This is a genomic window from Cohaesibacter celericrescens (assembly GCF_002866925.1).
GTDB lineage: Bacteria > Pseudomonadota > Alphaproteobacteria > Rhizobiales > Cohaesibacteraceae > Cohaesibacter > Cohaesibacter celericrescens.
On record NZ_PKUQ01000008.1, the window covers coordinates 1 to 12840 of the forward strand.

The 12840-nt window shown below is 54.6% G+C and carries 6 protein-coding genes; 3 read left to right on the forward strand and 3 right to left on the reverse strand.

Annotated elements, in window-relative coordinates; genetic code table 11:
- The first annotated feature begins 310 nt into the window (after positions 1-310).
- Both C0081_RS04350 and pbpC read left to right on the forward strand, forming a co-directional pair.
- Positions 311-5854: an alpha-2-macroglobulin family protein gene (locus C0081_RS04350; protein ID WP_180966757.1), complete on the forward strand. Its 5544-nt coding sequence runs from the start codon at positions 311-313 to the stop codon at positions 5852-5854.
- 12 nt (positions 5855-5866) lie between these two features.
- Positions 5867-8020 carry a penicillin-binding protein 1C gene (gene pbpC / locus C0081_RS04355; protein WP_245417858.1) on the forward strand — a complete coding sequence of 718 codons (2154 nt, stop codon included), beginning with the start codon at positions 5867-5869 and terminating at the stop codon, positions 8018-8020.
- 91 nt (positions 8021-8111) lie between these two features.
- Here pbpC and purU read toward each other — a convergent pair whose 3' ends face one another.
- Together purU and C0081_RS04365 are read right to left on the reverse strand one after the other, a co-directional pair.
- Positions 8112-8984 (reverse strand): formyltetrahydrofolate deformylase, encoded by an 873-nt coding sequence (gene purU, locus C0081_RS04360; RefSeq protein WP_101532588.1) that lies wholly within the window; start codon positions 8982-8984, stop codon positions 8112-8114.
- 181 nt (positions 8985-9165) lie between these two features.
- Positions 9166-9885: a glutathione S-transferase gene (locus C0081_RS04365; RefSeq protein WP_101532589.1), complete on the reverse strand. Its 720-nt coding sequence runs from the start codon at positions 9883-9885 to the stop codon at positions 9166-9168.
- 180 nt (positions 9886-10065) lie between these two features.
- On the opposite strand from C0081_RS04365, the gene C0081_RS04370 reads away from it, so the two are divergent.
- On the forward strand, positions 10066-11298 hold the full coding sequence (locus C0081_RS04370; protein WP_101532590.1) for an NAD(P)/FAD-dependent oxidoreductase: 1233 nt from the start codon (positions 10066-10068) through the stop codon (positions 11296-11298).
- A gap of 1 nt (position 11299) precedes the next feature.
- Here C0081_RS04370 and guaD read toward each other — a convergent pair whose 3' ends face one another.
- Positions 11300-12595 (reverse strand): guanine deaminase, encoded by a 1296-nt coding sequence (gene guaD / locus C0081_RS04375; protein ID WP_101532591.1) that lies wholly within the window; start codon positions 12593-12595, stop codon positions 11300-11302.
- Positions 12596-12840: the final 245 nt, after the last annotated feature.

Sequence of the window (12840 nt, forward strand, 5' to 3'; positions counted from 1 at the left end):
GCTTTTTCTACGCAAGTATCGGGCGCAGCTAGTTAGAACCATTCAAGACCATATCGATCGCAGTTGCTCTTAGGCGCTCAAAGGCGCTAGCAGCATATTTTTGAAATCAGTCTCTATGAGGAAGGCTCTGCTGTGACCAACAGCAGAGCCTTTGCATTATTTCCTTCATTGCGGCGAAACATTGCACATTATTGCCGTAAAACTGTAAGATAGTTCGATAATCATTTTTTTAACTATGAGTTTTGTCAGCAAAGCCCTCATTTTTTAAAGAGGGATTCAGAATGACGTTATGATTCCACGGGAGGGGACCATGGCCCGCACATTTTTAGCACTGATAACCGGCCTTTTGTTTGCAACCTTGTCGCAAAACACAGCCTTGGCACTCGATGGCAGCTTTGTGCGTGAGGTGATTATCGAAAAAGACACCGATTACTTCGGCTTTGATCTTCAAACCCGCAAAAAGGTGTCCCTTCAGGCCTGCCAAAAAGCCTGCATCGAAAACCAGTCTTGCCGCGCATTCACCTATAATGTCAAAGCCCGCTTTTGCTTCCTAAAATCCGACTTTGCCCAAGCCACTGCATTTAAAGGCGCTATTTCTGGGCGCATTGTCACCCGCTCTTCCGAGCCGGATCTGGGGGCCGCGCCCAAACTATCATCTCTGGCTGACAGCTGGTATCCAGCTGCTAACGACCTGCGCCGCAAGCTGCTTAAAGCCATTCCCAATGGATCGCAGGGTGGGTTCCAAGATTTGGTCCAGCAGGGTCACGATGCCCTAGGCTTTGATGAGGCCGGAGCCGCGGTTGACCACTTCCGCGCGGCGTTGTCGATGCGTCCTGATGAAAGCGATCTCTGGTTGGCGCTCTCCACGGCCTATGCCCGCCTTGCCGTCACAAACCCAGACCGCGAACAAGCCCGACGCGCCCGCAGTGGTGCGATTACGTCCGCCATCAACGCCTATCAAACATCGCGTTATCGCAGTGAACGCGCCCAAGCGTTATCAGGCTTGGGACACAGCCTTGAGAAAGCCAACTGGTTCCGCGAAGCACTGTCTGCCTTTAAAATGAGCTTGGCGCTCAGAGAAAATCCAAAAGATCGTGCCGACTATGCACGTCTGCTTCAAAGCCACGGCTTCCGCATGCTTACCCACAGTCTGGATGCGGATATCAAAGTGCCTCGTGCATGTTTGCAATTTTCCGAAGATGTCAAAAAAGGCTTTGGCGATTTCGCCTCCTATATTCGTGTTGACCAGCAGCAACCCAAATCCCTAGACGTGTCGACACGCCAAATTTGCATTGAGGGACTTGCCCACGGGCGAACCTATCAGATTGATGTGCGCGAAGGTTTGCCAGCCGAGAATGGCGAGCGTCTGATGTCCAACCTGCAGCTCGATCTATATGTGCGCGACCGTTCAGCAAGTATGCGTTTTACAGGCAACAATTATGTTCTGCCAGCCAGCAACCGGCGCGGCATTCCTCTTGTTTCGGTCAACAGCGAAGAAGCCAAGCTGTCACTCTATCGCATCGGTGAGCGATCTTTGGCCCACATGCTACAGGGGGCCAGCTTTCTCCGGCAATTATCCAGCTGGAATATCACCGAGCTTGTAGACCGCATGGGGGCACCCGTTTGGAAAGGCTCTCTTGCGATCCGGCCCAAAAAGAATGAAGAAGTCATCACAGCAATCCCTATCGACGAAGCCCTGCCCGAACGAAAACCGGGGGTGTATTTGCTCACGGCGGCTACCAAGACCCACGATTTGAAAGACTACCCATCGCTTGCCAGCCAATGGTTTGTTATTTCCGATATTGGCCTGACCACATTCACCGGCACAGGCTCAGGGATTGGCGCACAGGGCGGGACCGCAGAGCTAGGCGGTTTACAGGTCTTTACGCGGTCCTTGGCCAGCGCCAAACCGCTGGTCGGTGTCGATGTGGAACTGATCGCTGTCAACAATGAAGTATTGGCTACCGGCATTAGTGACGCGTCCGGAATGGTGACATTTGATGCCGGTCTGGTGCGTGGCACTGATGGCCTTGCTCCTGCGGTTTTAACCGCAGCAAAAGGCGATGATGACTTTGTTTTCCTCGATTTAACCCGCCCCGGTTTTGATCTATCAGACCGCGGTGTCACGGGCCGCACCTCTCCACTTGGCGTGGATGTTTATGCCTGGACAGAGCGCGGGGTCTATCGCCCCGGCGAACAAGTGCATTTGTCAGCTATGGCACGGGATGCGTCAGCCCGAGCCGTGGATGATCTGCCACTGACCTTTATATTCGAACGCCCAGATGGCGTGGAAGCGCAACGTTTGATCGGGTCAGGCAAATCTTTGGGCGGATATTCCGTCAGTCTACCGCTGACAAGCAATGCACGGCGGGGCACTTGGCACGCTCGGGTCTATACCGATCCTAAAAAACCAGCATTGGCAGAATTGAATTTTCTGGTAGAGGATTTCATTCCCGACCGCACTGACATGACGCTGAAACCTGATACTGATGTTGTTAAACAAGGAGAAGCGGCCACGGGCGCGATTGAAGGACGCTATCTATATGGTGCTCCGGCGGCTGGCCTGAAGGTTGATGGCAATGTGCTGGTGCGCGAAACGCGTGGGCGCAAAGGCTATGACGGCTATATTTTTGGTCTGGATGAAGAGGATAACACGGGCATCGAGCGGATTACTCTGCGTCCATTGCCCCCGCTGGATGAGGCCGGTCTTGGCCGTTACGGGTTTACATTAGGGCAATTGAAGGCCTCGACACGACCAAAGGTCGCCGATCTTGTCTTGCGTATGCAGGAAGGGTCTGGGCGCGCCATTGAGCGTCGTGTTCGCTATCATGTTCAACCCAAAACAACGATGCTGGGCATCAAGCCCTTATTCGACGATGGACAGGTTTCAGAAAACAGCAATGCCGATTTCACCTTGATCGCGGTTGATCCTGAGGGACAACGCACCTCTGAAACATATGTTGACTGGTCGCTGATCAAAATCGACCGTCACTATCAATGGTATCGACAGGATTCCCGCTGGAACTATGAAGCGGTTGATCTGGAAAGCAAGGTGGCTGACGGGCAAATTGATCTGACCGCTGGTGAAGCCGCAAAATTGTCTCTCCCTGTGGAATGGGGCCGCTATCGCCTCGCCCTAGGAGAAGCCACCAGCTTTGAGTTTCATGCAGGCTGGAGCAGCGCCGCGGGATCGATCGATACGCCGGATGGACTAGAGCTTGCTTTGGACAAAACCTCCTATAAAGCTGGCGAGACGGCCCACCTCAAGGTTTCCCCAAGGTTTTCTGGCTCGCTGTTGCTCGCCATCGGAACCGATCAAGTACTCGAAACCTTGTCGTTCGATATCCCGGCAGAAGGAGCAACCATTGATATTCCTGTGGCGCAAGACTGGGGGGCTGGTGCTTACTTGCTGGCCAATCTCTATCGGCCATCGGACAAAGATACATCACGCAATCCTGCCCGTGCCATTGGCGTACAATGGCTGCCGGTTGAACCCGAGGATCGTGCTCTCAGCATCGAAATTGACAGTCCCGCCACCACACGTCCGCATGAACAGCTTGTTGTACCGATCAAGGTGGCTGGCCTTAAACAAGGTGAAGAGGCTTACGTCAATGTCGCCTTGGTGGACGAGGGTATTCTCAATCTCACCAATTACAAAACGCCAGATCCCGTGGCACGGTACTTTGGCCAGCGGCGTCTGGGTGTGAGCATTCGTGATATTTATGGACGCTTGATTGACGGCTCGGCCGGAGCGTTTGGCGCGTTGCGCACAGGTGGCGATGCGGGCGGCCCACAAATGCAGTCCAAAGGCAACAAACCAACACAAGAACTGGTCGCCTTTGTTTCCGGCATTGTGCGTCTTGATGATGATGGCGAAGCCGAAGTCGCGTTCGATATTCCCCAATTCAACGGTACAGCACGGTTGATGGCAACCGCGTGGACCGCAAAAGCGGTGGGTAGCACCGAACAGGACAATATAATCCGCGATCCGATCGTGGTGCATGTCAGCCTGCCTAAAGTTCTGGCTCCGGGCGATACGTCTCGAGCGCTGGTTGAACTAACCAATCTGGAAGCCCCCGTTGGAGACTATCACCTCGATGTCACCAGCGATGGCATCGTAGAAGTGGATATGGGTCAGATACCCAAGCTGGTCACCTTGGCCAAAGACAAGATGCTGTCTCTGAGCTTGCCCATTACGGCGCAAAAAGCAGGCACCGGCGATGTCACCGTCAGATTAGCCTCCGCGTCCGGTGATGGTACTGGCGTGCTGCATGAAGCGCTCGTGACGGTGCGATCTGGCGTGCTGCCGATCACACGCATATCACAGGTTCCACTTCAAGCAGGAAGCGGCAAGGTGATGTTGGACAGCGATATGTTAGCTGGCTTTACGCTTGCCGGATCGCAGCTGTCACTCTCGGTTGCGCCAGAAGGCACCTATGATGTTACATCCTTGTTGATGCAGCTGGATCGGTATCCCTATGGCTGTGCAGAACAGATCACCAGTCGGGCGCTGCCTTTGCTTTATGCCAAGGACATTGCCCTGCATCTGCCACAAGAGCTGTCTAGCCTTTCGGGCAAGCAGATGGATCAACGGCTGCAAAAGTCTGTCGACACATTGCTTTCCTATCAGAGCAATCAGGGGGGCTTCAGTCTCTGGGGCAACGGACTTGATGACCCTTGGTTAAGCGCCTATGTCGCAGATTTCTTGACACGGGCCAAAGAACAGGGCCTGAAAGTGCCAGCCGCACCCATGAAACAAGCTCTGACCAGCGTGCAGAATCGCCTCGCTTATCAAAGCGATCTTTCTCGCGACTCCGCGTCGGTTGCCTATGGGCTTTACGTTTTGGCTCGCAATCGAATGGCCTCCGCCGGAGACCTGCGTTATTATATTGAAACCAAGCTCAATGACTTCCGCAGTCCTCTTGCCCGGGCGCAGTTGGGTGCAGCAATGGCACTTTATGGAGACAGACCACGTGCAGAACTGGCCTTCAACTCGGCGCTCACTCTTGCGCAGACTCTATCTGTAAAAGCAATGATGCCAATCGAAGACAGCTACAGCTTCTCTTCGATCCGCCGGGATGTTGCCGCTATGCAGGCTTTGGCGGGCGAAATAACGCCGTCGCTTTCCAGTCTTGATGGTATCAAGACACTGGCGCGAGAACTGCATGATCCTGAGCGCCGGCTCAACACACAAGAGCAGGCGTGGATGGTATTGGCAGCGAGGGCTGACATTGCAAATGTTGTCGATCTTGGCATTGAGCTGAATGGGCAAGCGATTGAAGGGCCTTTGACATACAGCGTCACAGGCGATGCCTTGTCCGACGCACCGCTAAGCATCGCCAATCACGGCGACAAGGATCTGGTCGCACAGGTCACGACCATTGCAACGCCGGAGGCTCCTTTGCCTGCGGGTGGGGATGGTTTTGTCATTTCGCGCTCTTATCATCGTCTGGATGGCAGCCCCGCCAATGTCGCCGAAGTGGCGCAAAATGAGCGGCTTGTTGTGGTGGTGACGGCCAGTCAACTGGATGACCTGCCATCGCGCATCATGATCAGCGATTTGTTGCCCGCTGGTCTGGAAATTGAAAATCCGCATCTCATCAAAAGCGCGGATCTGGAGAATTTCCAGTGGTTGCCAAAAACCGACTTCGCCCATGTAGAGTTCCGTGACGATCGTTTGTTGGCGGCCATTGATCACGCCCCCGGTGGCAAACGAGACTTCACCCTCGCCTACACGGTGCGAGCCGTGTCTCCAGGCACTTATATGCACCCTGCAGCGGTGATTGAAGATATGTACCGGCCAGAGAAATCCGCCCGCACCGCGAGCGGATGGATGACTGTGACACAACCCTAATCTGGTTTTGCCATGTCATTGCGTATAAAGTCCAAACTGATAGCCATGCCGAAGCCTTTGCTCGGCATGGTTGCTGCATTAGGGCTGCTTTTCATTGTGGCTCTTGGCGGGGGGCTTGGCTTTGTTTGTTTCGTCAAATACAGCCCTCCCCCACTTGCCATGCTCGACAGGCTTTCGGTTGAAGTGGTTGACAGGGACAAGGCTTTGCTGCGGGCCTACACCACCGAAGCGGGCCGCTGGCGTCTTGCGGCTCATCTAGACAGCATCGACGACGAATTCATCAACATCCTGCTTGCCTATGAGGACAAGCGCTTTTGGCAGCATGGCGGCATAGATGCCAAGGCGATGGTGCGTGCCTTTTGGCAATTGCTCAGCAATGGCCGCATCATATCTGGCGCCTCCACCATCACGATGCAGCTGGCTCGACTGATTGAACCCAGAGACAAGCGCACCTTTGCGGCCAAACTGTTGCAAATGGCGCGCGCCCTTCAGCTGGAAGCGCGCTTCTCTAAACGAGAAATCCTGACGGCCTATCTCACACTTGCGCCCTACGGCGGCAATCTGGAAGGCATCAGGGCTGCATCTTTGGCCTATTTTGCCAAAGAACCGGGAGACCTAACCCTGTCCGAAGCGGCTTTGCTTGTGGCGTTGCCCCAATCCCCCGAGGCACGAAGACCGGACTTGCGCCCTGAGCGGGCACTGTCAGCCCGCAACAACGTCCTGATGCGCATGGCCAATGCGGGCGTGATTGCCAAAAGTGAAGTCGCCCGTGCAGCGTCGCGCCCTGTGTCCAGTTTGCGTCACCCAATGCCGCAATTGGCCGCCCATGCTGCCGATCGACTGCGCAAAGAGACCCCGAAGGCCCGCCTGCATGAGACGACCATGCTGCGTGCTATTCAAGAGCGGATGGAAACCGTGGTCAAAGAGGCTACCGAGCGGCTTTCTCCCGATTTGTCCATCGCGTTGGTCCTTGCCGATGCCAAAAACGGGACTATTCTGGCAGAAATCGGTTCGCCCGATTATCTCAGCGAAGCACGCAAGGGATGGGTCGACATGAGCCGCGCCTTGCGGTCTCCCGGTTCGGCTCTCAAGCCCTTCATCTATGGCCTCGCCTTTGAAGAAGGCTTGGTTCGGGCGGAGACACTGATCACAGACAGACCCATTAATTTTGGAGGTTACAGGCCTAAAAATTTCGACATGGACTATCAAGGCGAAGTGAGTGTTCGAAACGCCCTGTTGCTGTCGCTCAATGTGCCTGCTGTGGCATTGCTCGATTCCGTTGGTCCTGCGCGCCTGATGGAGCGGCTTGAGCGTGGCGGTGTCACCACACAATTGCCCGACGACGGGGATGTCGGATTGGCAATCGGCCTTGGCGGCTTGGGGATTAGCCTCAAGGATCTGACCCAGCTTTATACCAGTTTTGTGAATGGCGGCAGGGTCGTGCCTCTGGTTGACACGGTTGGCATAAAAGACACAAAAAACAAAGGAGGCACTGCGCGGCGGCCAGAGCGAAGGGCTCCTGTGCTCAGTGACAATGCAGCGTGGCACATCGCTGACATACTGATCGCCGCGACCCCGCCCGAGGGCGCATCCAATCTCGCTATCGCTTATAAGACCGGCACCTCCTATGGCTACCGCGATGCTTGGTCCGTGGGGTTTGACGGGCGGCATGTGTTGGGCGTTTGGGTGGGCAAACCAGACAACAGCGCCGTACCCGGCATCACCGGACGCACTGCCGCGGCCCCTATTCTGTTTGAGGCCTTCGCCAAATCGGGATTGGACATTATGCCGCTTTCCCAGCCCCCTCTGGGCACCGAACGGCAGACATTGGCTGAGTTGCCGCCGACCATGCAGCGCTTTAAAATCGAGGCCAATTGGTTTCAGGACCCAAACTTGCCCGAACCGGCACCCAAAATCAGCTATCCGCCCAGCGGCGCGCAAATCGAGATGGGTCAAACGTCTCAAGGACAGAAGTTACCGGTCATGCTCAAATTGCAAGACGGCCGCCCGCCCTTTCGCTGGCTCGCAAATGGCCGTGTGTTCGAGACCAATGCAAACCGTCGTCGGGTGAGCTGGAACCCGGACGGTGCAGGGCAATCGACTTTGACGGTGATTGACGCAGCAGGTCGCGCCGATAGCGTGAGCGTCTTTTTGCGTCAGCCCTGAGATAACAACCCATCATCCCGTATTGAAACAAAAGACCCGCTGATGGCAATCAACGGGCCTATAGCAATTGCGAAAAAGTTGGAACCAGCCTCTATCGGCTAAAAACCACAGTGCGGTTGCCGTCGATAAACACGCGCCCCTCGGAATGCAGCCGCAAAGCCCGCGACAAAACCCGCGCTTCGATATCACGGCCAAGACGGATCAACTCATCAGGATCGTCGGTGTGGCTCACTCGCTCAGTGCCCTGCTCGATAATCGGGCCTTCATCCAGATCTGGTGTAACATAATGGGCCGTTGCTCCAATCATCTTGACGCCGCGTTCCCAAGCGCGATGGTACGGTTTGGCGCCTTTAAAGGCAGGCAGGAACGAGTGGTGAATATTGATGATTTTGCCAAAATGCTTGGAAGAAAAATCATCAGAGAGAATTTGCATATAGCGCGCCAAGACAATCAATTCCGCGCCGGTGCGCTCTACCAACTCATTGAGTTTGGCTTCTTGTTCAACCTTGTTGTCCTTATCGACTGACCAAAGATAAAACGGGATGCCCAGACGTTCGGCATTGTTGCGACTGTCAGCATGGTTGGATACGACGGCGACAATATTAAGCGGCAGGCTGCCCTTTTGCACACGATAGAGAATGTCCTGCAGGCAATGGTCAAACTTGGACACCATGAGGATCGTAGGGACCAAGTCATCCGCTGATCTGAGAGAGATATCAGCGCTGAACTTTTCAGCAAAGGCATCGATAGACGCGCGCAGCGCAGTCATGTCGGTGCCTTCAGGTGTAGCGAGCAACACACGCATGAAAAATGAGCCTAAACCATCGTCCCGTCGGGATTTGGGTGCGGGCTGGAAATACTGATTGCTTTCCAGAATATTGCAGCGGAAGGTCAGCAGGCGGGCGCTGAGATCCGCCACAACGCCGGGCTGATCCGGGCAGGTCATTTTCAATAACATGGTCATGGAACTGGTTTCTTTTCACTCATACAAGACTGGCAAAACAGGCGTCTGCCATCAGATGAACCGATAGCAGGCTCGCGGCGACATTAGCCAAGTGCAGCGCATGAGGAAAGTGCCTCAGGCGGCTCGGCAGGCAAGAAACGAGGTTTTGCCGTTAAATTTTTGTCATTGTGGGCTGAATGGGCTAATCCACGCCAAATTCATCCACCATCTTGCGGATGGATTGCTCAATTTGGCCCCCGCAATACAGGTCGCCCCAGTTGGCTTTTTGCTCGGCTATAAGAGCAGCAATGGCCGGTTGCTTGGCCACGCGTCGCGATAATGCGGCCACGACAGGCGCATGGTGACTGATCACCGGCGTCAACGCTGGTAGATTATCCATCATAGAAAACCACAGTGCAGCGGTAGCAAGATCGGTAAGGCCCAGATCATCGGTGCCAAGCATAGTGCCCGCCTCAAGCGTTGCGCCATGATCGGTTGCGGTGCGCTCAAAAATTTGCAGCCAGCGGGGCAAGCGTTGGGTTACAAACGGCTTCCAGCTGCCCTCTTCCCACATAGACCGCCCGCCAAACAAAGTGACCTCATCCAGCACGTCGTTGATGTCGCCTAGAATTTTCTGGGTTAAAGCCCGCTTGGTAGCACTGGCTGGCATCAGCTGATGCTTTTCCGCCAGATAGATCAAAACGGCATTCATCTGGGCGATATAAAATCCATTGTCCGGATCAAACAACAAGGGTGGCGCCATGAATGGTGTGGGCTGGTCGTGCACCGGTTGCTCTTTGATGGCGCCAATATCTGAAAATTCCGCTTCATGCCACACGGCCCCCACATGAGCCAGCACATAGCGGATCAACTGCCCGCGAAAAGGAAGTGGCCAGTAAAACAGATTGTAGGGTTCAGACATGGAAGCGCATCCCTTGGTGTCGATTGTTCGAACATTTTAACCTGAAACAAGAGGCCAAGCCATTCAATTCCGATCGCAGAGGTTGGGTCATTACAATTTGATACCGAGATATCATTGACTTGCCCCGCTACAGTCTTTAGCCAACCAGCAAGATTTCCCATTTTTCTCAGGAGCAGGGCAATGAGCGATACAAAGTCAATTGTGGTTATTGGTGCAGGCCAAGCAGGGGCAACCCTGGTGCAGCGGTTGCGCGAATTGGGCTTTGATGGCGCACTAACTTTGATCGGAGCTGAGCCATACTTGCCCTATCAACGACCGCCCCTATCCAAAGCCTATTTGCTTGGCGACATGGATCTGGACGGCCTGACCTTACGGCCACAAGACTTTTATGATGGCCATGATATTACGCTCAAACTTGGCACCGCGGTTTCAGCCATCGACAAAGAAGCCCAGACCGTTACCGTCGGCCATGAGGTGATCCGTTATGATCATCTTGCGTTGACCACCGGGTCCGATCCGATCCGCTTGCCTGAAGCCTTGGGCGGACATTTGCCCGGTGTGCATGTGGTGCGCGGTCTTGCGGACATTGAGGTCTTGGAGCCAGAAATCCAACCGAACCGTCGTGTGTTGATCGTTGGTGGCGGATATATCGGGCTGGAAGCGGCTGCCGTTTGCGCCAAGCGCGGACTGGATGTGACTCTGGTTGAAGCGGCAGATCGTATTCTGCAGCGGGTCGCCAGCAAGGAAACCTCAAACTATTTCCGTGCCTTGCATGAAAGTCATGGGGTCAAGCTGTTGGAAGGCTGCAAGCTGGCCAATTTTGTTGGCGGCGAGCGGGTCACGGGTGCGCTTTTGGATGATGGTACCATGCTTGAGGCAGATTTTGTCATTTGTGGCATCGGCATTCGCCCTGCCACAGCATTGGCCCAGATGGCCGAGTTGACGCTGGACAATGGCATTAAGACCGATGGTTTTGCACGCACCTCGGACCCACATATCTGGGCGGCAGGCGATTGCGCTTCTTTCCCGTATAAAGAAACACGCATCCGGCTAGAGAGCGTTGGCAATGCCATTGATCAGGCGAAAATCATTGCGGAAAATATCATAGCGGCCCTCAACGACACTGCGCCAAAAGCCTATGCCGCGAAGCCTTGGTTCTGGTCGGATCAATATGATGTCAAACTTCAGATTGCCGGTCTCAACAGCGGCTATGACCGGATCGTCACCCGCCACAGTGGCGAGGCCAAATCCTTTTGGTATTATAAAGGCGATCTGCTTTTGGCCATCGACGCGATGAATGACCCGCGCGCCTATATGGTCGGCAAACGGCTGATCGAAGCTGGCAAAACGGCAGATCCAGCCGTGGTGGCCGATCCAGAATCCGATTTGAAAGCATTGATGAAGCGGGGATGACCTACCCCTTCATTGCTTCACCAGCGACATAGGTTTGGGCGACGGTGCGGTCGTCAGACATGATTTGCAGAATGAAAAGTTCTTCGGCAAGGCTCTGGCAGGTTTCCATCCGCAGGGCCATCGCAGGTGTGGCTTGCGGGTTGAGCACTACGATATCGGCCTCGGAACCAGCGTCCAGTGTGCCGATTTTATCCTCTAGTCCAAGCGCCGTAGCATTACCCAGCGTGGTCCAATAGAAGGCACGCAAGGGGTGCAGCTTTTGGCCATTGAGCTTTAGCACTTTATAACCTTCATTCAGGGTTTGCAGCATCGAATAGGATGTACCACCGCCGATATCGGTCGCGATGGCGCATTTGGCCCCGCGCTGGCGCAAGCCTTCATAATCGAACAAACCCGAGCCCAGAAACAAGTTTGACGTGGGGCAGAAAACGGGGCGAGAGCCGGTCTCGACCAACGCATCAATCTCGCGCGGCAGCATGTGGATGCAATGGCCCAGCAAGGTCTTGGTTCCCAGTAAGCCATAATGTTCATAGACGTCGAGATAGTCCCGCGCCTCGGGGAACAGCTTTGCCGTGAGATTGATTTCGTCGCGGTTCTCGTCGATATGGGTCTGGATGTAACAATTTGGATGCTCACGGGCGAGCGCTCCGGAGGCATCCAGCTGTTCCGGTGTTGAGGTGATAGCAAAGCGCGGCGTTATGGCATAATGTGCCCTGCCCTTGCCGTGCCAATCGGCGATCAACGCTTTGCTGTCGTCATAGCCTCTTTGCGGTGTGTCGCAAACATTGTCCGGTGCATTGCGATCCATCATCACCTTGCCGCCAATCACCCGCATGTTGCGGCTTGCTGCTTCTGCAAAATAGACCTCGGCAGACGCCTTATGCGAAGAACAATAGGCAACCGATGTCGTGGTACCGTTGGCAATCAGCTCATCGAAAAAGTGGGTCGCCATGCGCGCGCCATGGACAGGATCAGCAAAGCGGGCTTCAGCAGGGAAGGTATAATCCTGCAACCAGTCGAGCAATTGTGCTCCCCAGCTGGCGATGACCTGCACTTGCGGGAAATGCAAATGAGTGTCGATGAAACCCGCCATCAGCAAACAAGGCCGGTGGTCGATGATCTGGACATCGTCCTCCGCCTGCGCATGGATCGTGTCATATGCACCGCACGCCTTGATCATGCCGCCTTCGAGCAACAAGGCACCATCCTCGATATACAGATGTGCGCTGTCATCATCCGGCGTTTGAGGCTCGGATATGAAGGTCAAAATGCGTCCACGGAGTAGTTTTTGCGGCATGTCCCGTCCTGTTTTTGACGATTATCGGCCCCGTTCAGGCCATCGCAGAGTATGCCCAAACCGTGCCCCTAATACCATAGGGCGGCGGCGCTTTTTTGCCTTTATCAGTTTCGCCCAAAAGCGAACAATGTGCATAGCCTCGCGCAATAGAGACAGCAAACTTGACATTATGCGCTGTATCAGAGCAAAGCGAGGCACACGGCGGCTTGTAAATTTGCAAAGACTTTCGGGCTATAGTTCATATT